Source organism: Saprospiraceae bacterium, assembly GCA_026129545.1.
GTDB lineage: Bacteria > Bacteroidota > Bacteroidia > Chitinophagales > Saprospiraceae > M3007.
Genome location: JAHCHX010000001.1, coordinates 2,146,633 through 2,167,428 on the forward strand (window position 1 = coordinate 2,146,633; position 20,796 = coordinate 2,167,428).

The 20,796-nt window shown below is 52.7% G+C and carries 15 protein-coding genes; 7 read left to right on the forward strand and 8 right to left on the reverse strand.

Annotation, left to right across the window (positions count from 1 at the left end):
• Positions 1 to 10 precede the first annotated feature (10 nt).
• Complete coding sequence (locus KIS77_08265; protein ID MCW5922322.1) at positions 11 to 583, reverse strand: RNA polymerase sigma factor; 573 nt, start codon at positions 581 to 583, stop codon at positions 11 to 13.
• Between the two features lie 362 nt (positions 584 to 945).
• Between KIS77_08265 and KIS77_08270 the strand changes: the two genes are divergently transcribed.
• The 5 genes from KIS77_08270 (at position 946) to KIS77_08290 (ending at position 4,838) form a co-directional block, all read left to right on the forward strand.
• Positions 946 to 1,875, forward strand: a complete 930-nt coding sequence (locus tag KIS77_08270) for a glucosaminidase domain-containing protein (protein ID MCW5922323.1) — start codon at positions 946 to 948, stop codon at positions 1,873 to 1,875.
• Between the two features lie 30 nt (positions 1,876 to 1,905).
• Positions 1,906 to 2,091: a hypothetical protein gene (locus KIS77_08275; GenBank protein ID MCW5922324.1), complete on the forward strand. Its 186-nt coding sequence runs from the start codon at positions 1,906 to 1,908 to the stop codon at positions 2,089 to 2,091.
• Between the two features lie 91 nt (positions 2,092 to 2,182).
• Positions 2,183 to 3,847 carry a serine hydrolase gene (locus tag KIS77_08280; GenBank protein ID MCW5922325.1) on the forward strand — a complete coding sequence of 555 codons (1,665 nt, stop codon included), beginning with the start codon at positions 2,183 to 2,185 and terminating at the stop codon, positions 3,845 to 3,847.
• 355 nt (positions 3,848 to 4,202) lie between these two features.
• Positions 4,203 to 4,541 (forward strand): hypothetical protein, encoded by a 339-nt coding sequence (locus tag KIS77_08285; GenBank protein MCW5922326.1) that lies wholly within the window; start codon positions 4,203 to 4,205, stop codon positions 4,539 to 4,541.
• A 150-nt stretch (positions 4,542 to 4,691) separates the two neighbouring features.
• A complete protein-coding gene (locus KIS77_08290) occupies positions 4,692 to 4,838 on the forward strand; it encodes a hypothetical protein (protein ID MCW5922327.1) in 147 nt (48 codons plus the stop codon).
• Positions 4,839 to 5,225: 387 nt separating this feature from the next.
• On the opposite strand, the gene nadA is transcribed toward KIS77_08290, so the two are convergent.
• The 6 genes from nadA to porU all read right to left on the reverse strand — a co-directional run bounded on the left by nadA (position 5,226) and on the right by porU (position 15,919).
• On the reverse strand, positions 5,226 to 6,242 hold the full coding sequence (gene nadA / locus KIS77_08295; protein ID MCW5922328.1) for a quinolinate synthase NadA: 1,017 nt from the start codon (positions 6,240 to 6,242) through the stop codon (positions 5,226 to 5,228).
• Between the two features lie 343 nt (positions 6,243 to 6,585).
• Entirely contained in the window at positions 6,586 to 8,526 is a 1,941-nt protein-coding gene (locus KIS77_08300; GenBank protein MCW5922329.1) for a PD40 domain-containing protein, read from the reverse strand.
• 434 nt (positions 8,527 to 8,960) lie between these two features.
• Positions 8,961 to 9,569 (reverse strand): DUF4276 family protein, encoded by a 609-nt coding sequence (locus tag KIS77_08305; protein MCW5922330.1) that lies wholly within the window; start codon positions 9,567 to 9,569, stop codon positions 8,961 to 8,963.
• Positions 9,570 to 9,572: 3 nt separating this feature from the next.
• Positions 9,573 to 10,772, reverse strand: a complete 1,200-nt coding sequence (locus KIS77_08310; protein ID MCW5922331.1) for an AAA family ATPase — start codon at positions 10,770 to 10,772, stop codon at positions 9,573 to 9,575.
• Between the two features lie 196 nt (positions 10,773 to 10,968).
• Positions 10,969 to 12,039: a peptide chain release factor 1 gene (prfA, locus tag KIS77_08315; protein MCW5922332.1), complete on the reverse strand. Its 1,071-nt coding sequence runs from the start codon at positions 12,037 to 12,039 to the stop codon at positions 10,969 to 10,971.
• 22 nt (positions 12,040 to 12,061) lie between these two features.
• Positions 12,062 to 15,919 carry a type IX secretion system sortase PorU gene (porU, locus tag KIS77_08320; GenBank protein ID MCW5922333.1) on the reverse strand — a complete coding sequence of 1,286 codons (3,858 nt, stop codon included), beginning with the start codon at positions 15,917 to 15,919 and terminating at the stop codon, positions 12,062 to 12,064.
• Between the two features lie 210 nt (positions 15,920 to 16,129).
• On the opposite strand from porU, the gene KIS77_08325 reads away from it, so the two are divergent.
• On the forward strand, positions 16,130 to 17,080 hold the full coding sequence (locus KIS77_08325) for an NAD-dependent epimerase/dehydratase family protein (protein ID MCW5922334.1): 951 nt from the start codon (positions 16,130 to 16,132) through the stop codon (positions 17,078 to 17,080).
• 141 nt (positions 17,081 to 17,221) lie between these two features.
• Here KIS77_08325 and KIS77_08330 read toward each other — a convergent pair whose 3' ends face one another.
• Positions 17,222 to 19,567 (reverse strand): hypothetical protein, encoded by a 2,346-nt coding sequence (locus KIS77_08330; protein MCW5922335.1) that lies wholly within the window; start codon positions 19,565 to 19,567, stop codon positions 17,222 to 17,224.
• Between the two features lie 377 nt (positions 19,568 to 19,944).
• Here KIS77_08330 and KIS77_08335 point away from each other — a divergent pair, with 377 nt between their 5' ends.
• Positions 19,945 to 20,739 (forward strand): T9SS type A sorting domain-containing protein, encoded by a 795-nt coding sequence (locus KIS77_08335; protein ID MCW5922336.1) that lies wholly within the window; start codon positions 19,945 to 19,947, stop codon positions 20,737 to 20,739.
• Positions 20,740 to 20,796 lie beyond the last annotated feature (57 nt).

Consider the following 20,796-nt stretch of genomic DNA (forward strand, 5'->3'; position numbering starts at 1 on the left):
TCGCCCCGTTTCATTCCTCCCCTTTCTCAAATTCCATACGTCGGGCGGCGAAATACTCTTGAAGTTTCAATCTTGCTTTCACGAGGTTGCTGCGCGAGGTGCTTTCAGTGATTTGCAACGCATCGCCAATTTCCTTGTGCGAGTAGCCCTCCACCACATAGAGGTTGAAAACCGCCCTGTAAGCAGGTGAAAGTTCTTGCACGGCGGCGAGGATTTCCTGTTCCGTGAGATTGCTCAACACATCAGGCGCATCGTCGGAAAGGTAGTGCGCATCGTTGAGGTCTTCGGTGCGGCGGCGAATCGTCTTGCGATAGTAGTCAATGCAAGTGTTCACGATGATGGTGCGAATCCACGCGGGTAGAGAGGTGCCGGGGCGGTATCGTCCGATGTTCTGAAAAACCTTGATGAAACCCTCGTGCAGCAGGTCAAGCGCCTCATCGCGCGACCCTGCATAGCGCAAGCAGATACCCATCATTTTGCCGTAGTGCTCTTCGTACAATTTTTGTTGGGCCCAGCGTTCCTGACGGGCAAGCGCAGCGACGAGGTTATGTTCGGCACGTTCCAAATTAAGGGCGAAATCCATGAGTTGATTTCCGTTGGAAAGTTATTGTGTTTTGTTTGTTCGGCAAAACCGGACACCCGTGTGCAGTAGAAACGAGTGTTCGCGGTCAAACGCTGCCTATTGGCGAGAAAAGGCTCTTCGAGGATGCCTGCGTCGCGCCAACACCTCAAATTTCTCATTCGAGGTGCCATTGATTGACATAAAATTGTTTTAAAAATCGTTTTTAACGTTGTTTATTTTATTTCATAAAAACGATTAAAAACGACAAATTTAAAACTTTTTAAAAACTTCTTGTTTTAAAATTAAAATTCTTGTTTTACATTTGTCCGCCCAATCAGATGGTATGCAAACAAACATTTTTTTCACTTATTCCTCTTTCCGCCATGAGTATCGCTAAAGGTTACTACACCGAACCGGAAGCATATAAACCGCAGCATAAAAGCCGGGCCAACACCACTGCTCAGCGCCGCAGACAAGGCACAAACCTTCCGGGGCGCATAGTGGATGAACCAACCCACAAGCGACAACGGGTCAACAAATGGCGACTCGTCCTGCACAGACTTAGGCGCTTTTGGGTGGCCTTCAAGTTTCAGGCACACCGCTACACTATGGGCGTTTTCGAGCGCAACACCCTTATCAAAATCGGTGTGCTCGCCGTCGGCGCTTACCTGCTTCTGCTCACCGACTTGGGCCAATCGGCCTCAACCCCCGAAACATACATGGACGAACCCGTCATCACCGCGCTCGAGGAGGAAAAAATGCCGCTCGAAGCGCCAGCCATCAAGCCCAAACCCACCAAATCGGCGGCACCTGCCGAGCCTGCCACCAAGCCAAAAAGCAGCGCCGCACCGGTCGGCCACTCGGAGCTATTCGCCAAGCAAGCCAACGACTACATCCAGCGGTATCACAAAATAGCGATTGGTGAGATGCAGAAGTTTGGCATTCCTGCTTCCATCAGCCTCGCGCAGGGGTTGATAGAAAGCCGCGCCGGCACCAGCAAACTAGCCGTGAACAACAACAACCACTTTGGTATCAAGTGCTTCTCTCGCAATTGCAGGAAGGGGCACTGCACCAACTTTACCGACGATTCGCACAAGGATTTTTTCAGAAAATTCAAATCGCCATGGGAAAGTTGGCGAGCACACAGCGAATTGCTGGCATCCGGTCGTTATGCCAGTCTGAAAAGACATGGTAAAGATTACCGGAAATGGGCTTATGGCTTGAAGTCAATCGGTTACGCAACCGACCGAGGCTATGCCGAAAAAATCATCGGCATCATAGAGCGATACGACCTGCACCAATACGACCGTTAATTAGGCTATAAACAATTAAAATTGCTTGCTATGAAAACAAAGCTCATCCTGCTTTCGCTTTTGGGTCTTCTGCTCCTCGGGTGCCGGAGACCCTCGCTGCCCAAACCGGGCGAACCCACCCTCAATACCGCCCACATCGAAAAACCCGCCATTCACCTGCCTTGGCGCGTGGTGAAAGGGCAGCGTTTCGTGCATCTTTTTTTTGGAACGATGTAACGTGTGCCGCCAGATTGATGTCTTTTCGCCAAACGCGCAAAAAGACCTATCTTCTTCGCCAATCGTTCATCATTGCAACTACCTCCACATAATGGTCAAACTAAAATCCCGTCTGTTTTTTTGCTTATTCCTCAGCCTTTCCATTCACGTTTTTTCTCAAAATCTCACTGAATCATTCGACAACCTGCTCGGCCAAGCCTTCAAAGCCGATGGCCCCGGAGCCGCGGTATTGGTGTCGGAAAAAGGTCAAATCATTTATCACAAGGCTTTTGGCATGGCCAACCTCGAACTCGGGGTACCACTGCGCACCGACCATGTTTTTCGCATCGGCTCTGTCACCAAGCAGTTCACTGGCGCGGCCATCATGCGACTGGCCGAGCAAGGCAAATTGTCGTTGCGGGATGACTTGACGAAGTTCATCCCCGATTATCCCACACACGGAAAAAAAATCACCGTGGAGCATTTGCTCACCCACACATCGGGCATCAAAAGCTACACTGGCATGAAGGAATGGACACCCGAAGTGCACCGAAAGGATTTCACGGTCAGCGAGTTGATTGATTATTTCAAAAACCAGCCGATGGATTTTGACCCGGATGCCAAGTGGGAATACAACAACTCCGGCTACATCCTGCTCGGCTACATCATCGAAAAGGCATCGGGTCAAACCTACACGGAGTATGTGACCGAACATTTTTTCAAGCCACTCGGCATGAACAACTCCTACTACGGCGATGTGGCACCCGTCATAAAAAACCGAGCGGCGGGCTATTCGGAGAGCGACGTGGCAGGCACCTACCAAAACGCACCTTACCTGAGCATGACGCAGCCCTACGCCGCGGGGTCGCTGCTTTCCACGGTGGAGGATTTGCATATCTGGACCAGAGCCTTGCACGGCGGTAAAGTGGTGAAACCTGAATCACTGAAAAAAATGACCCAATCATACATACTGCCCGACGGCACCAACACGCACTATGGCTATGGGTTGCAAATGGGCAACCTGCTCGGCAGCCCAACGGTGGAGCACAGCGGCGGCATTCACGGCTTCCTGAGCGATTTGGTCTATTTGCCCAAAGAGGAAGTTTGCGTGGCGATTCTGACTAATTGCGATTGTGAGCCTCCGCACGATTTGACCGCTAAATTGGCGGCACTAACAGTCGGAAAACCCTTTCAACCCACCGCTATCGCCATGGAAACCAATGCATTGGAGCAGTATGTGGGTGTCTACGAAAATGAAAAAAAGGAACAGCGCCTCATCACTGTGGAAAATGGGCAGTTGCACTCCCAACGTTCCGGTGGAAAGAAGTACAAAATCGTGCCTTATGGCACTGACCAGTTTTTCTTCGAGGAGTCATTTGCCCGCATCACTTTCGAGCGCGAAAAAGGCGGCGAAAAAAAAGTGTCGAGGGCGATTGTGAATGACCGCACGGCGGCTGACAACCTTTGGGTAAGAACAGACAAGCCGCTGCCTGCCGCTCGTCTCGAAATAACGTTGTCGGAACAAGACCTCGACAAGTTCGTCGGAGAGTACCAGTTGATGCCCGGCTTCAATATCGCGGTAACGCGAGAGGGCGCTCAACTGTTTTGCCAAGCGACGGGACAACCCCGCTTCGAGGTATTTGCCGCTTCACCTACTCGTTTTTTCCTAAAAGTGGTGCAAGCCGACATCGAGTTTTATCCCGACGAGCATGGGAAAGTGGACAAGATGACGCTGTTTCAAGGTGGCCAAGAAATTGAGGGCAAGCGGATAAAGTGACCGCCCCAAGTCATTGACACCTTGCTCCTCCTAGATTTTTTCAAATAACACAATGACTCTTCGTTCGCGCATGGGAGGCGAGTTGCTCCGCCCCCCGTGCGTTTTTTTGAAGGTATTGCTGGCGGAATCTGGCAGATTTACCCCCGATTTCGCCAATAATATATTTGGGGCATGAGCGAGGCACTACTTATTGGGTGTGTTGAAGAGCAGCAAATCCTTCTGAACAACCATTATCAAATGGTGCAGATTTATACTTTGCGCCGTTAGGTTTTGAGCATGGCTGCAATCGCAATCTGCTAAAAATCAAGAACATCAATCATGTTCATCTAACAAATCCTAGCGAATCAAGGCATACATGGCAATGGGAGGCATCCCCCATTATCTCAAAGAAGTGGAAGCAGGGAAAAGTGCCGTTCAGAACATCAAGGATAATTGTTTCGCGCCCAATGGACTGCTCAGCGACGCGTTTCCGAGACTCTACCCATCGCTTTTTGCGAATGCCGACAATCACACTGCGATAGTGAGAATGCTGGCCCAATCACGTCAAGGCATGGGTCGCGCCGACATTGCGCGCAAAGGAAAGCTCCCTGAGGGCGGCAACACTTCGCGTGTGTTGGAGGAACTGGAACAATCGGGATTTGTGACCTCTTACTATCCTTTTGGCAAAAAAAGAAAGATATGCTTTTCCGTCTGACAGATGAATACTCATACTTCTACCTGCGCTTCATAGAAAAAAAACAAAAACGAGAGAGACAACGTATGGCAACACATCAGCCAAACACAGACCGCCAAGATATGGGCTGGGTATGTCTGTGAAAATGTATGCTTCGAGCACCTGCCGCAAGTGAAAAAGGCACTGGATATTTCGGGGGTTTATGCCTCATCGTCGGCTTTCATCCAAAGGGGGGACACGACGGAGGAGGGTGCGCAAATTGACCTTGTCCTTGACCACAACGACCAGATTATCAATCTTTTTGAAATCAAGTTCTAAAATACGGAATACACGCTGACTGCGGCAGATGCCCAAGCATTGCGGCACTAAATGTCGGTGTTCCAAGCCGTCACGAATACCCGAAAAAAATATCGAGAGTGTTCAGAAAAGTGTGTCAAACCATACCGGGTGTTTTCTTTTTACGCAATACACGCCGCGCTTAAAGGAATGTAAATTATTGAAAACCAAAACTCTGTGCCCTTCGTGCCTCTGTGTTTTCTTATCGTCTCCATTGGGATGACACAGCTTTCTGAACACGCTCAAAATATCTCATGCTCACCTTGCTTACCACCTTCGGGCTTAAACACAACAGCCACAGTATCGGCTTGGTGGAAGAGGTGCTGACCTTTTGGACGATTTGTTTGGCTGAAAACCCATAAGAGCCACCTACTTCAACCCCAACCCCGCTTTTTCCGAAATCTCCATCATCCGGTCAATGGACTTCACCCCTTGCTCTATCACCCATTGGGGCAGGGTGATTTCGGGCATTTCGTGTTCCATGCAGAGGTAGAGTTTTTCCATCGTGTTGCGCTTCATGTGTGGGCAGTCGTTGCATGCGCAATTGTTGTTGGGCGGTGCCGGGATGAAAGTCTTGTGCGGGCTGGCCTTCTGCATTTGATGCAAAATGCCCGACTCGGTGGCGACGATGTATTCTTGTGCGGAATCGTTGATGGTGTATTTGAGCAGTCCGGTGGTGCTGCCGATAAAATCGGCCATGTCGAGAATGTGCGCCTCACATTCGGGGTGGGCGATAAATTTTGCGTTGGGGTGGCGGTTTTTCAGTTTGACGATGCGCTCATGGCTGAATATCTCGTGCACCATGCAGGCCCCATTCCATAACACCATGTCGCGTCCGGTTTTTTTGATGAGGTAAGCGCCGAGGTTTTTGTCGGGCGCAAAAATGATGGGCTGGTCTTTCGGGATGCTTTCGATGATGGCGACCGCATTGGTGCTAGTGCAACAAATGTCGGTCAGCGTTTTGAGTTCGGCCGTGCAGTTGATGTACGACACCACGATATGGTCGGGATATTTCTCCTTGAATTTTTTGAACAAATGCGGCGGGCAGGAGTCGGCCAACGAACAGCCTGCTTTAAGGTCGGGCAGCAGCACTTTTTTGTGCGGCGAAAGCATTTTGGCGGTCTCGGCCATGAAGTGCACCCCGGCGAACACGATGATGTCGGCATCGGTGGCGGCGGCTTTTTGCGAAAGGCCGAGCGAGTCCCCGATGAAGTCGGCCACGTCCTGAATTTCCGATTCTTGATAGTAGTGCGCCAGGATGATGGCGTTTTTCTCTTTTTTCAGGCGGTTGATTTCGGCCACGAGGTCAAGTTCGGGGCCCACTTCGAGGTCGAGATAGCCCAGTCGGTCGAGTTTTTGGGTGGCAGAGGCAAGGGTAGCTGTCATGGCGTTTGTTGATTTGTTGGCTCACGCTCCCGTCTGATTGACAGTTTTTGTTGGGACCATGAGCCGATTGATTGGAAGTGCTGCAATTTTTTGGAAAAACTTAGGCGGGACAACAGACATTGAATTTTGACAGGATTCACAAGATTTACAGGATAGATGAGGAGGCTTCGCTGCGAAAAATCCTGCAAATCCTGTCAAAAACATATAAGGCTGTCGTCCGAGTCCTCTGCGTTTGGAGGCTGACTATGTTTTTACGATTTTTTTTGGAAAAACAAAAGTAGAGTGTTTCGGGTTGGCCGATGGCCCATTTATGCTGCTAAAAATTTGCGGACAACGGCTGCTTTCACCACACCACAAACTCCGTGCGGCGATTTTTCGCCCTGCCTTCGGGCGTATCGTTGGGGGCTAGCGGATGGTTTTTTCCGAAGCCCTTGTATTGGAGGCGCTCGCGTGCGATGCTTTTGGAAATCAGGTAGTCATAGACCGCTTTGGCTCGCGCCTCCGAAAGGCGCTGGTTGCTGGCATCGTCGCCGACGTTGTCGGTGTGCCCTCCGATCTGAATGCGCAGCGTGGACACCTCGTTGAGCAAGGCGACGAGGTGATCGAGTTCCGTGAAGGATTCGGGGCGCAGCGATGCGGAACCTGTTTCGAAGAAGACGTTTCGAAGCACCACGGGCTGAGCACTGGGGGCTGCCGAATCGGGGGGAATGGGTTGCAAGTCAATGTTTAGCAAAAAAGGCTCGGCGAAGGTAGCAGTATCTACCAAGTTGAAATTCTCGGAGTAAAACAGGTACTTCTCCTTGCTCACATTGAGCGCGTAGTTCATGCCTGCGGGCAAACAGACCAGTGTGGCCCCGTCGCTCTTGGTAAAAGAGGAGACATAGGATTGTCCTGTTTTCAAGTCCACGAAATCTACTTTGGCCACCAAGGGTTTGCCCGTCGCGGCATCTCTCACGCGGGCGCGGGCGTAGGTGACGGGGCGTGGGCGAGCGTGTTCGGGCAAATCGAATTGGTAGATATCAATGCCGCCCTGACCTCCGGGCCGATTGGCCGCAAAATAAGCGGTGCGCCCATCAAGGCTGACGGTCAGGGTGCCTTCGCTGGCCTTTGTGTTGATGGGGAAACCCAGATTCTGCGGCTTGCCCCAAGTGCCGTCGGGTTGGCGGCGGGCGAAATAGAGGTCGTTTTGTCCCATGCCGGGCAGCCCGTCGGAGGTGAAGTAGAGTGTTTGGCCGTCGGGGTGCAGGAAGGGGGTCTGTTCGTCGCCTTCCGTGTTGATGTTGTCTCCGAGGTTTTCGGGTTTGCTCCATTTACCATTTGGTTGGCGGGTGGTGCTCCACAGGTCTTTGCCGCCTTTGCCGCCGGGTCGGGTGCTGCTGAAAAAGAGGGTCTTGCCGTCGGCGCTGATGCAGGGTTGGGCTTCCCAATCGCGCGAGTTGATAGCCGCGCTGAAAGGCATGGGCTTGGTCCACGCCGAGTTTTTGAACTGCGACCAATAGAGGTCGCAACTGCCCTGCGAGCCGTCGTCGCGGCGATTGCAGGCTGTGAACACGAGCCACGAGCCGTCGGGGCTAATGTGCTGCGCTCCTTCATTCATGGGTGTATTGACCCCTACCAGCGGCACGGCTTTCTGCCACGCATTGTTTTTCCATTCGCTTTGGTAAAAATTCTCGTCGTAGCCGTCGCGCCGTGTGAATATCATGGTGAGGCCGTCGGCGGTGAGCGAGGGGAGATATTCGTCGGCGGGCGAATTGATGCCGGGGCCTACTGACAAGGGCTTGAATGGAACCGGATTTTTGACGGCATGGGCGGCGAACCGGGCGTTTTCCGCCAAACGCCGTGCCTCGCGCAGCGACTTTGGGTTTTGTGGATTGGAAGCGAGGTATTGCTCGGCGTGAAAAGCGGCGTTCTCAAAGCTGTCTTCTCCCCAATAGCAGTTGGCCAGATAAAAATGTGCGCGTGGGGCATAGCTGGCGTCCAGGGCCAGCACTTTTTTGTAGCCTTCTCGCGCTCGCTCGAAATCCATGCTTTCGTACTGCGCATCAGCCCACATCAGCTGCGCGTCAATGAAGGTGGGGGATTCTTTCAAGGCGCGTTCAAAAAAACCGATGGCGATGGCTGTGTTGCCTTTGCGAGCTTCGCTCACCCCATCGTTGTAGGCGTTTTTGGCTTTGTTGGGCGCACTTTCCACTGTGAAATAGGGAGGGACGGAGGTGGGTTGGGCGAACGCAGCGGCGACGCAAAAGCAGAGGGCTACCGACAGCAGCAGAGAATTCCGATTCATGTTTTTTCCGTTTGGGCAAAAAGAACGAAATCGGTGGGGGTTTGGTGCGAATGGTGGCGAATTCGTGGGAAATACAGCTTTTGGGGGCAATCAGCCTACTCTGATTGGTTGAATAGTTTTCCGGTATTTTTTGCAGGAAAAACGAGTTTGTACCCCGATTAAAGAGGATTTGGACCTGCCCGTTGGCAAGGCAGGGATGCACTTGATTGATTTGTTTGATTTTCAAAGGATTGCGAGTGCCGTTCGTTCAAAACCATCTTGTCAGGCTCCGTTCTCAGGGGCTTGCCCGGCCAAGTGAAGCGGATGGGGCTGGTTTGCGTTGACTATATGCTTCGCATAGTCAAGTTTTCAGCAGAAGCGAAGTCCTGATTCATTCAAAATCGGGAACATTGGTCATGCGCATCCGATAAATCTTGGCGAATCAGGGCATAAATTCATGAAATGCAGGCAGTAATACCTTCTACGAACACACGAAAACTTTTGGAGCGGTTGGCCTTGGGGTTCATATTCCGGGCAATTTTTTTGGCTACCTCGATTTTGCCGCCAATAGACCGATACCCGGCGTTTTTGAGTGTTTTTTCAAGCGTTTCCCAACTATTGGCGATGTTATCGGGCATCCGTTTTTGAAGCGAGCCCGGAAAGGCTCGCAAAGCGGGGTAAGAAGTGCAAATGGCCGCTTCATCACCTAAAAACCAAGATTCTATTTCCTCAATGGCAATCCGGTTTACCAAATGAAAGGTTGTGGCCTGTGCAACCGATTTGGTGGTCAGTCCGGCCCGTGCGGCAGCTGTTTCCATTTGCTGTTTGAGTTGCAAGCAGTCATCTTTATCTCTGTCCACCAAAATGATGATTCGCTCATTGTCCGCCAAACTTTTTTTGTAAGCATTTAGGCGAAAAGGCAGCTGTTTGAGTAAGTCGTATTTGCCCTGGTGGGTGATGATTTTCCAAGTCGCTCTGTTGCCGACGATTTGGGGAAGCAGCAAGCGCAGGGCGGCTTCAGCCGAAGGCTCCTCGGTGAGGATTTCCAGATGTCTTTTTGTCATAGTCTATTTTTGGTTTAATGGGTCGCCAACGTCAAAATGTCCTTCCATCCACAAGTGGCCGAGCAGTGCTCCCTGTTTGATAAATTCTTTGATTCTGGGCATATCTGAGCAGCGTCTCATCTTGGAAAATCCATCCACATCGCGGTAAATAACCCAGACTTCTTCAGGTTTCAGTCCGTTTACAAAAAAGGGCGAGTGTGTCGTGACGAGCAGTTGTGAGTTGCCGGATGCTTTGCGACATTCTTCGGCGAGTTCGGGAAGCAAGCGTGGGTGCAGCTGGTTTTCCGGTTCTTCTATGCCAATAAGTTGGGGGGGGCTGGGGTCGTACAGCACGGTGAGGTAGGCCAGCATCTTAAGGGTGCCGTCAGAGGCGAACTTGGCGAGCACTGGCTGCTCGAATGGCGCATCCTTAATTTGCATCAGTAGGCGTCCGTCCTGCATCATGCCCACATCTACTTTTTCTAAGCGCGGGATTCGGTCACTTAATGTGGCCAGTATCTCGTCCAAACGTTCCGGGTGTTCTTCTTTCAGGAATTGAATGACGTTGGGCAGATTGTCACCAGTTTGTGACAGCCGTTCCACAGGGCCAGCTTCGGTGATGCCCCGTGTGTTGTCCGCCGACAGGTAGGACAAGTACCAATCGCTGATAAACCGGCGAAGCGCACCGACACGGGGATGTTTGGCCAATTGCCCCAGCGTGTTGACTGCCAACATATCGGGCGACGACAATTCTTCGCGTACGCGCTCGTCGTGCTCGTCGGGCATATCGCCGCTGACGACTTCGCCTTTCCCATTTTGAAAACGGAGAAAATAAAAGGGCTGGCTTTTTTCTCTTCGTTTCCATCGAAGTGATTCGGAAGAGACAAGTGGGCCCTTTGGCCCTTCGTCTATGGCAAGGTGGTATGTAATAAGCGGCGAACCCCGATATTCCCGGTACTTTATCATAAATTCGATGGGGCCGTTTTGTCCCCGGCTGCGCAGTTCTCTAAACCTCCCTCGTTTATCCCAAGCCTTTCTCAGCCCGGTATTGAAACATTCGGACAAAAAGGCGAACACATCGAATATCGTTGACTTCCCGCTTCCATTTGGCCCTAAGAATACTGTAAGTGGCGTGATAGCCTTCAACTCGATATTTTGAAGCGCCCGGTAGTTTTTTACTTTCAGATATTCAATCTGCGGAATTCCAATTTCAGGCATATCCATCGGGTAGAAAATGTTTCACGCAAAAATAAGCGAACCGAGTTGATTGCGTAGACTTTATTCCCACCCGTACATCGTGGCAGCACGACACGAGACGTCGGTCTGCGGGGTTAGCATGAGTGCAGATGGATGCCCCATTTCAATACCCAACAACTGATATCGGCATTGCTCGCACGAAATAGACATAGGGCATTTACCCTCACCCCTCCTGCAATTTCGCGGCGTTGTCCGCGATAGTGAGCGCCTCGATGAGCGGCGCCAAGTCTCCTTCGATGACCTTGTCGAGGTTGAAGTTCTTGTGGTCGCCTTCCAAGCGGTGGTCGGTCACGCGATTTTGTGGCCAGTTGTAGGTGCGTATTTTTTCGGAACGGTCGCCGGAGCCGACGAGGCTCCTGCGAGCGGACGCGAGCGCGGAAGCCTCTTTTTGGAGCTGGGCCTCTCGTATTTGCTGGATGAGGCGCCCCATGGCGATTTCGCGGTTTTTGTGTTGCGAGCGGCTTTCGGTGCTCTCAGCTACTACTCCGGTGGGCAAGTGGGTGAAACGCACCCCTGATTCGGTTCGGTTGACGTGCTGGCCGCCCGCCCCCGATGCGCGGAACACATCGGTTCGGATGTCTTCTTTGCGAATGTCAATATCCTCTGGCTCCATGATGGGCAACACGGCTACGGTGGCGGCAGAGGTGTGGACGCGGCCTTTGGTTTCGGTGTCGGGCACACGCTGCACTCGGTGAGCGCCTGACTCGAACTTGAGTTTGCCGTACACGTTTTCGCCTGTCACTTCGAGCACGATTTTGGCGTAGCCTCCCACGGTGCCGGGGTTTTCATCCACCACTTCCACTTCCCAGCCTTGTTCGGCAAAATACTTGGAGTACATTCGGTAGAGGTCGCCAGCGAAGAGTGCGGCCTCGTCGCCCCCGGTGCCGGAGCGGATTTCAAAAATCACGTCCTTTTCATCTTCCGGGTCTTTGGGAGTGAGCAGGGTTTTGAGCGCCGTTTCCAACGTATCAAGTTCGGGTTCGAGCGTGGCTATTTCTTCTTTGGCCAGTTCGCGCATCTCGGCATCTGTTTCGGTGCTTAATACGGCGCGGGCGCTGTCGAGGTCAGCCAATACTTTTTCATATTGGTCGGCCACTTGCACGATGGGTTGGAGTTTTTTGTACTCCTTGTTGACTTTTTTGGATTTCTCCATATCGGCCACGATGCCGGGGTCGGAGAGTTGTTCTTCAAGATAAATGTACTTCTCGCGAAGGGCTTGCAGTTTGTCGAGCATGGGTCATGGGCGTTGGCGGCGCCTATTTCAAAATCACCAATTTTTCAAAATCGCTTTCGGCGGTCACTTGCGCGCCAAGCACATCGGTGCCGCGTACTTTCACGCGGTAAAGGTACACGCCACGCGCCAATTGGTCGCCATAATCGTCTTTGCCGTTCCAGTTGATGTCGTTCACCCGGTAGCCGTCGGCGGGGGTGGAGTGGATGATGGTCTTGACCAGCTTGCCCGACACGGTGAAGATGCTTATCTGCACATCGAGCACTTGACCCGCGAGGTTGTGCTCGAATTGGAACCAGGTGTTCGTGGTGAATGGGTTGGGATAGTTGAGTACATGGGCGAGCGCGGCTTTGCCGTCTTCGGCCACCACAAATTCGGTGTAGCCCTCGCCCGAATTGTTGGCGATGTCCCAACCTTTCACATGCAGGGTATGGCGGCCTACGCTGAGGTTGCGCAGCGGATAGATGGCTTGCCCTTTGCGGAAGTTGTCCAGTTCGCTTTCGTAAAAATCGTTGAGGACGATGGTCTCCAGCAAGTTGCCGTCGAGCACGGCGGTGAGGTCGTGGCCAAGGCTCACGCCGCTGACGTTCATGCCGTAGTCATCGGAGCATTTCACGAGTATTTTTGGGGAGTTGTCTGTGATGCCACCGAACACGAAGGCATCGGTGTTGAGGTAGGGGGTCACGATGGGCGGCTGGTCGTCCTGAATCAAGTTGGCGTTGCCCCCAATCACGATATTCTCGTCGGCGCCCGCTGCGTCGAGCGGTGTCCCGTTTTCTGCGTAATAGCTGATTTTGCCAAAGCCGTAGGTGTAGTTGATGTCTTTTGGCACCACAAATTCAATTTGGAACTGGCCGTTCCGCACGGTGGCGCTTCCTTTGAAGATGATGTTGCGCTGCACGCTGAACGAGCGCACAAAACTGCCCGGGTCTTGTCCGAGGGTTTGAAGGTTTTGCGCCTTGTCGTACACAGACACGAACACCCTTCCATTGAAGTTGCTCAGGAGATTGCCCAATGTGTCAGTCACGACGCCTTCGAGTTTGACGGGCATGAGGGCTTTGAGCGTGTCCGGCTGGCCGTCCGCCACATCCTTGTCGTTGATTTTGGTGGTGGCGACGCGATATTCTGGCAGCGCGAGGTACATGGCGGGGTCGCCGAGGAGGGTGAATCTCCTCGAATTGTCGAACCCACTGGAAATGCTGTTTTTGGCCGCGCTCAGTATTTCGCCGATGGTCAGGTATTGGCCGTTTTCCCGGCGATACAGGAATGTTTGCACGGCGTTGGTCAGCGTGTTGTTATCGGAAATATAAACGGCTCGCGTGGTGGTGAACAGCCCAATTGCGCCCGACTTGACTTTGATGAGTGCCTGCTCGCCTCCAGTGAGCGTTTTGTAGTCGTCGTAGCCGCCAAAAGAGCAGGTGGCGGTGATGATAAGCGGATAGCGGTTGGGGTTGTCCCAGCCTGCGATGTCGTTGTTGTCCACCACGCGCTCCTGTGCCCACCCTCGCGGGCCACCGTGACCGATGTACTGTGTCACGAGGTTTCCTCTGAAAATGTTGGCATTGATGGCCGCCTTGGCATCGGGGAAGCGGTCGCCTGCGGAGGTGGCCACCTGTTGGTATGCGTCGAAATAAACTTTTTCGATGTTAAAAAAACGCGCGGCGGCGGCGGTCATGGCTGCCAAATTTTCTGTCTGATTGATGTGCGCGTTGGCATCCTCGTCGTCAGCGATGAAAAGGTTGCGCAATTGCCAGTCGCCCAAAGTGGCAGGGTCGCTGTCGTAGGCGATGATTTTATCCACCACCGCTTGCGCTTCTTGCGGCGACCGCGCGGTGATGCGCCCCACGGCAAGGTCGAGTTTGCCGCTCAGCGAACCGCCGTCTTCCGGGCTGAGCAGGGCAAAGAAATCGTCGGCAGGATAGGCGCGAATCGGGTTGAACGATTCGGCGGTCTCGTACACAGGGATGAGGTCTTTGTTGTTCGGGCTATTGGTGATGTTGCGCGGGTCGAAGGAGCCGTCGCCGAAGAGCAACAGCCATTTGAACTTGTTGGGGTTGCGCTCCAGCAGCATGACGGCGAAGTCGCGGATGGCTCCGGGGTCTTTCGCGCCGGACGAAAATTCGTTGTAGAGCTGCAACACGTCCACCAGTGCCACATCGAGGCCGCTGTATTGACGGCGGTGCTCGGCCAATCGAGCGGCATCGGCCTGCAAATCGGGGTGATACACGATGGCTAAATGCACGTTGTCGATGCCGTGCAAGTTTTGGGTGGCTATTTTGCCGGCCACCGCTTCTGGCCGGGGGAAGGTGGCATTTTCATAAAAAGCGACAAAATTCCGCAGGGTGAACAGGGTGTTGACTCCGAATTCAACCGTGCTGCCGCTTTTGAGTGTTTGTTGCAAAAAGGGTCGTTGAGGGTTGCTGATGTCCCACACCAATAGGTTGCCGTTCACGCCCGAAATGCGGAAAGTGGCGGCATCTTGCGTGATGGTTTGTTTGTCGCGGAATTCCATGAATTGCCCGGTCATCTGCAAGCGGCGGCGTGCGTTGATTTCGATGAAGTCGAGCCAGCCCTCGCTTTGTTGACCAATTTCCGGGTATTCGATTCTGACCCCTACCCTGTCGGTGCCGGTAGGTTGGAAATTTGTCTGAAAAACCGCCAATGCCGCGTAAGTCGCTTCATTGTCGCTCACTTGCACTCCGTTGATGTTGCGCGTGAGCGTGTTGCCATCCACGATGAGGCGCACGGTGGTGCCAACGGCGCAGCGGCCAGCAAACTCCGCTCGCAACCGCGCCGAGCTGCCCGGCACGAGGTTGGGGAAGCTGAAGGAATAATCCCTTGCCCTTGTTTGCAGGAAATAATCGCCGAACCATTTTTTGCCCGACCCCTGCGCCGACACGAAATTGTCCAACAGGTTCACGCGGTCTTCTTCAAGTCGTTGAAAATCGTCGAACTCCTCCGTCACAAACGAAGCGTTCACGCGGCTTTGTTCAGTAACACGGAGGCCATTGCCGTCGCCTACTTTGATAAAATACCATGCGTGGTGGTCATAGAGGTGTTGGGTCACGGTAAGTTCGGGGTCGTTGGCGTTGGCGCGAAAGTTCCAAGGACGGGGCCCGACAGCGTAAAACAGGATGTAGTCGCCCGCGTCGAACTTTCCATCTGCCTCGCCCACCACTTGGATGGCATTCTCGATTAAATCGTCGGGGCGCGGGTCGCTGTTGCGCTCCGGCACCATAGCGCCGCCATTCCCGAAGAGTCGAATGGTGCGGGGGTCTATGTTGTCCAGATTCGTGATGCCCAGCGTTGTTTTCAAAAAATTATAGTCAAGCCTGTAAACACCCGAATTGGCGACCCCGAACTTATAGACGGTGCCTGTGCTCAGGGCGGAGGTGTACGTGAATGGCCCGCCGCGCTCTTTCACGGGCTGGGCCTCCGGGGTGACGCGCACGTTGAGCGTGACGGACACCGCCCGTTCAAAGCCGCTGCCCGCGCGTCGGATGGGGATGAAAGCCACCCGGCCTACGAATTTGGAACGTTCCTGCTCTACCGACGTTTGCAAGGCGAGGTCGTTGCGCAAGGCCGCATCGTCCGGCGAGGGCTTTTTGGGAAATGTTTCCCATTGCACCGTCGCCACTTCCACCTCTATTTTGGAAAAACCAGCGAGCGGGAATTGTTCGGCGAACACGGGCAAGGTAGGCGCATCGTCGTGAAAAATGCTGCCTTTGAAATGCCAGAACTCGAGTTCGCCGCCACCGGAGAGAATATGTTTGGTGGGCACGGCATCCCATTCGATGGCGCGCTGAATGGTGAAGGAGCTCTGTGCCAACAGCGCGGAGCTACCAAAACAAGCAAGCAAAAGGGCAAAAATTGGATTCTTCATAAGCCGTCAGAATACGATTGGCGATTCGGGCAAATTGGCGCAGGGCGAGGAGCACGGGTTGCCCGATGAGGTGTTTTTACGGGAAAACAATTGTCGGGAAAATCAGATTTTGGCAGCGCAAGAAAAAAACAATTTGGCCGAAACCAGCAGTTTGAACATTCGCTCTACATTCGCGGGTCAACTCAATGTGTACCTAACCAAAGTAGTTTGATGAAGCAAGACCGAATTCTCGTCATAGGCGCCGGCGGACAAATCGGCGCGGTGCTTACCGATGCACTCCGCGAGGTGTATCAGGCCGACAATGTCATCGCATCCGACTTGCGCGACCTCGGCCCGCAAGATGGCCCAGTTGAAGTCCTCAATGCGCTCGATGCCGCCGCGCTGGAAGAAGTGGTGAAAAAATGGAGGGTCAATCAAATCTACCACCTCGCCGCCATCCTGAGCGCCACGGGGGAAAAAGACCCGATGAAGGCGTGGGACATCAATATGCGCAGCCTGTTCAACGTGCTCGAAATCAGTCGGCAGCGCAATCTGGCGAAGGTCTATTTTCCCTCGTCCATCGCGGTGTTTGGCCGCGAGGCCGCACACCTCAACACGCCGCAATACGAAGTGCTGATTCCCGAAACGGTGTATGGCATCAGCAAAGTGGCGGGCGAGAACTGGGCCAACTACTACTATCGCCGCTATGGGGTGGATGTGCGCTCGCTGCGCTACCCCGGCATCATCGGCTACCAAAGCATGCCCGGCGGCGGCACCACCGACTATGCGGTGGATATTTATCACTATGCCGTCCAGTCCAAACCTTACGAGTGCTTCCTAAGTCAGGACACGAGCTTGCCCATGCTCTATATGCCCGACGCGATTCGCGCCACGCTGGAATTGATGGAGGCTCCTGCCAACCGCCTCTCGGTGCGCACCAGCTACAATCTGGCGGGCATGAGTTTCACTCCGGCAGAGGTGGCTGCGAGCATCAAAAAAAGGATGCCCAATTTCAAAATCACCTACAAGCCCGATTTTCGCCAAGCCATCGCCGACTCCTGGCCAGCCTCCATTGACGACTCCGCCGCTCGCAAAGACTGGGGCTGGAAGCCGGAATTCGACCTCGACGCGATGACAAAGGATATGCTGCACCATCTGGAACTGCAATATCAGGCCGCTTGAATAGCAAGTTGTTAGAGGGACATTTCAAATCGTGGCTATCGTACGCCGGAACGCTGTTCCGGCATTTATTCTGCCCCTGTTGGCGGGGACTCCAACATTCCGCCCCGCTGGGGCTATTTCAACCCATTATTCGTGTAAAATTTAGTCCCCACCTTTTTTCATCTCCTCCTCGGCTCTTCCGCATACCCACTCCACCGAGCGTTTTGAGAGCCAGCGACCCAGTGGCACTTTGTCCTTTGGTTTGGTTTCGTGGCCTTGCAGCAACAACACAGTGGGCAGGGCCTCCTTTTTTTCGTTCACCAAAACATCGTTGAAATACGCTGTCCACCAAGTATTTCTGCCCTGAATGGAAGAGGATGCCACTGCTTTCAGGGTCGCTGTAGTCTGGTTGAGGCGTTCGAAGTTTTTTCCTTCGGGGGTCGAGATGTCGTCGTTGATGAAGAAGAACACTTTGATTTTGAGCCGCTGTTTCACCGATGCAGGAATGTCGGGCGATTGAGCGATGTGTGCGTTCAGGCGCTCTTGGATGCGGCTCATCAGGGTCAAGCCCATATTTTCAAAAAGCCCGCCGTCCATGAAGTTGCCCACGTCTTTGATATAGGTGTAGGCATTCATGATAGGGAACAGTTGGCTCAGATTGGTGGCCGTCACCATAGCGAGTGTTTTGCCGGGATAGTTTTTCTCTGCGTCGCGCACGATGTCAATGGCATCCACGAAGAGCGTCGAATCCCACGCAACGGGGCTGGCATAGCCCGGTTTGCCCGTTTGGATATTGAGCGTGATGGGGAAATATAGCGGCAGCCTTGTGTCCGCTTGTTTTGGTGCCGAATACCAATAGGAAAGATAGGGCTGCATGGGATAGTTGGGGATTTTGGGGCGCTTGCTTCCGATGCGCAGGCTGTCGCCGCCACCGCTGACAAAGGTTTGGGCAACGCGGTTGAGCGGGTTTAGGTCGCTTTTATGGCTCTGCTCGAAGCCGTAGCGAACCGCGTTGGCAAATCCCAATGCCTCATGCCGTTGGTGTTCCAAATTCCGGTCGTGCACCCCTTCTTTTTTGAACAAGGAGACGAAGCGTTTGCCCACTTCGTTGACAAACAATTGCATGAACTGCGAACTCAGGTAGTTGCGCTCAAACATCTGGGGGGCAAAATGCTGGTGCAGGCTTTTTTTGGTGCTGTCATCGAGCGTTGGATGGTCCTGCACATAGCGCCACAGCGACAGCGTCGAGCCAGTGCCCACCGAGCCTCCGGAGGCGGAGGTGATAGCGAACAAATGGCGATGAAACTGGTAGCCGTGCTTAATCTCCAGACGGTTGAGCAACTCACTCGTCCACAATCCTGCGCGGCTGCCTCCGCCCTGCGCAGCCACCAAATAAATGGGAATGGTATCGGTGCTGGCAGTGTCAATGTGCGGCGCGATGTTGTTGCGATACCATAGAGCGAAATAGGCATCGAACCCAACACGGTCATCTGCCGCCCGCAAATCGGAAGGGACGTAATTGATGTTGTGTATCGGGGAAGGGCGAACAAATATGAACCAACCCAACAGTACCAGCCCAGTCGTGAGGCCGTATTTGAGCCACTTGCCTTTTTTCAACACATAGACGGCCACCAACAAATCATTGAGCAGCACATAAAAAGTGATGATGACGAGTAAGACAAAGGTGGGCGACAGCACATTCAGGTTGCTGAGCAGAGACAATACCAAGGTGCCGATGACGACGGTCCCAAACACCAGCCGATAATAGCGCCGATGAGTTTTGTTAAGCCCGGGCTTGTTCACCGGGTCAAGCCGTTCCTCCAAGTGCTTTATGATGCCGCCCAACAACGCCATTTGCACCAACATACCGATTCCGACAAAATAGTAGTTCCAGAACACGGTGTCGTTTTCCTTTGCAACCCACACCAGCACGCACACCAAACCCCAATTCGCGCACATCAATTCCTGCAAACGCCCCAGTTTGAGTTTGCTTCGCTCCATCACCCACCACATCAAGCCGATGCCGCCCAAAATGGTGGCCATCGTGAGCGCAAAATACCAGCCATTGAAATCGCGCTTGGACTGCACCCATATCATCGCCACGCTGTAGAAAATCATGGGCAGCGCACTCACCAGCAAGCCGCGGTAGGGGTTGTTGGCCGTCACGGGGCGCAATTTGTTGAGCTCTGCCAAGCCTTCCACCGTGTCAGGATTGATTTTCCGAAAGAAAGGCAGCGGCAACAGCCAGATAGCCTTGGCTAACAAGTAGTAGATGAACAGCATGGCGGCTGCACGGAAGCCGGGGTACAGCCCCCTGTCATCAAATAAGCCATAGAGGAGTTCCCAGCCCTGTTTCACCCCAAACATGAGCAGGGGCACTATCAAAATCCAGATGAGGAACACAAGATTGCCGCGCACAAAACCACCTGCTTTGTCGAATGAAAGGTCGGAAAATGGCGCCGCGAGGAATTGGAAAAAAGACTTGGGGTAAGTGGTAGGATTGGCCATGTCAGTTTGGTTTTTAAATATCGAAGCTAAGATGCGGGATTGGCGCAAAAAGCAGCGATAAAAAGTGGATTAAAAGTGGATGTGCTTACCTCTTTCTGGCTCGATTGACGTATGTTACCAATAAGGAAGGAAAAAGTCAAAGTGTCCAATTTTAACATTTCATACTCCCCGAACTCAATTTGCGCATTTCTATCGTTGTGTTGCTGATTGGTTTACTATTTTTCGGTAATATCTCACCCTCTTTTTTCATCTTCTAACACGATTTACGCATGGAACCAATTCTCAATGTAGCAGTAAAAGATACTGTACACACACACACACACTTGCATTTTTATTGTTGCTGATGGCAAGTGCCATGCAGGCACAAACGATTGAGTGTGGCCCGCCAGGACTTTCTCCGGCTGAGCGTGTTGCAATCATCCAACAATTGCCACAAGCAGCATCTCAGAGTACCTGGTTCAACCACAAGCATTGCCGTGGGTAATGTCAAGAAAATACAAGTGGTGGCATCTGTTGCAAATGAGGTGATTGCCTGGCAATTCGCAACACGCTTTGCATCGGACTCTCTCACCATTTTGAATGTGCTGCCCGGAAACACTGGCACCACATTCGACGAGGAAAACTATTATTATTCAACGCCGACATTGGCCGGAAACAATGATGGGATACTCCGGAGCATTTGGTATGCTACTGACGGAAATGCAGTTAATCTTAATGGCAAAGTGCTGTTTGAAGTTCTGGTAGAAGCGAATATCAGCATTGGAGACATAAAGGATGTGTTCAAGTTGGACAGCCGGGCATTGGATATGAGGTTCTACGATGAATCTGGCCAAGTAATTGACAGCGTTGGTCTCACACTACGGCTGGAGGAAGCATCCTCCGAAAGAGCCGAATCGGACCGAGTGAAATCAAGAACGGATTTCAAGGCACTTGTCTATCCCGTTCCGTTTAATTCTGAAATCATCTTTGCGTTCGAATTGCCTGATAAAGAAACGGCCAATCTTTCGCTATTCGACCCTACCGGCAAACTTCTTTTTGAGACAAATATCGCTTTGCCAGCAGGCTACCACCAGATAAATATACCTGAAGCAAAGGGCTATCCATCCGGACTGTACTGGTATTCTTTAAAAGCAGGCCAGCAGCAAGCATCTGGCAAAATCACAAAGAATTGATGAGTTTTCCTATTCCCGTCCCGGCGGCAAATGGCGTTGTCGGGACGGGGCTTTTAT

Excerpts from the sequence above, each read along its gene's own strand:
- KIS77_08325 (MCW5922334.1), top strand. The coding sequence starts at position 16,130 with ATGAAGCAAGACCGAATTCTCGTCATAGGCGCCGGCGGACAAATCGGC.
- KIS77_08280 (MCW5922325.1), top strand. The coding sequence starts at position 2,183 with ATGGTCAAACTAAAATCCCGTCTGTTTTTTTGCTTATTCCTCAGCCTT.
- KIS77_08330 (MCW5922335.1), bottom strand. The coding sequence starts at position 19,567 with ATGGCCAATCCTACCACTTACCCCAAGTCTTTTTTCCAATTCCTCGCG.
- KIS77_08310 (MCW5922331.1), bottom strand. The coding sequence starts at position 10,772 with ATGGATATGCCTGAAATTGGAATTCCGCAGATTGAATATCTGAAAGTA.
- nadA (MCW5922328.1), bottom strand. The coding sequence starts at position 6,242 with ATGACAGCTACCCTTGCCTCTGCCACCCAAAAACTCGACCGACTGGGC.
- KIS77_08300 (MCW5922329.1), bottom strand. The coding sequence starts at position 8,526 with ATGAATCGGAATTCTCTGCTGCTGTCGGTAGCCCTCTGCTTTTGCGTC.
- prfA (MCW5922332.1), bottom strand. The coding sequence starts at position 12,039 with ATGCTCGACAAACTGCAAGCCCTTCGCGAGAAGTACATTTATCTTGAA.
- KIS77_08285 (MCW5922326.1), top strand. The coding sequence starts at position 4,203 with ATGGCAATGGGAGGCATCCCCCATTATCTCAAAGAAGTGGAAGCAGGG.
- porU (MCW5922333.1), bottom strand. The coding sequence starts at position 15,919 with ATGAAGAATCCAATTTTTGCCCTTTTGCTTGCTTGTTTTGGTAGCTCC.
- KIS77_08265 (MCW5922322.1), bottom strand. The coding sequence starts at position 583 with ATGGATTTCGCCCTTAATTTGGAACGTGCCGAACATAACCTCGTCGCT.
- KIS77_08270 (MCW5922323.1), top strand. The coding sequence starts at position 946 with ATGAGTATCGCTAAAGGTTACTACACCGAACCGGAAGCATATAAACCG.
- KIS77_08275 (MCW5922324.1), top strand. The coding sequence starts at position 1,906 with ATGAAAACAAAGCTCATCCTGCTTTCGCTTTTGGGTCTTCTGCTCCTC.
- KIS77_08305 (MCW5922330.1), bottom strand. The coding sequence starts at position 9,569 with ATGACAAAAAGACATCTGGAAATCCTCACCGAGGAGCCTTCGGCTGAA.